The sequence below is a fragment of the Streptococcus sp. HMSC077D04 genome (assembly GCF_001808785.1).
GTDB lineage: Bacteria > Bacillota > Bacilli > Lactobacillales > Streptococcaceae > Streptococcus > Streptococcus mitis_BX.
The window spans coordinates 645-947 of sequence record NZ_KV794503.1; the positions used below are offsets into that span (position 1 = coordinate 645).

Here is a 303-nt window from a genome sequence, read left to right on the forward strand (position 1 = left end):
AGACGAGAGGGTTTTTCTGAAACAGCCAGTGACATTGCTATGACTGATTTTGAGAGAATCTATCAGTATGCTCTTGACAATGTTCGCTTTGTTAGACGAGCGGAAGTCCTTGCTGAATTTGTGTTTAATGGTCTATATTCCGTTTGGAATAACCGTGTTAGAAAAGGAGGTGGTTAAAATGTCGCCAATCGAGTGGATATTAGTTATGCTCATTGTCATTTCAAGTGGAGTGACAGTTCTGACAATGATAGTCGATAAGAAAGGGGTGATCAAGAAATGAGATTTATTGATTTATTTTCAGGT

General features: G+C 38.3%; 1 pseudogene. It reads left to right on the forward strand.

The features are described 5' to 3' along the window. Positions 1-177: pseudogene (locus tag HMPREF2701_RS11680) on the forward strand (replication initiator protein); the annotation flags it as partial. Positions 178-303: the final 126 nt, after the last annotated feature.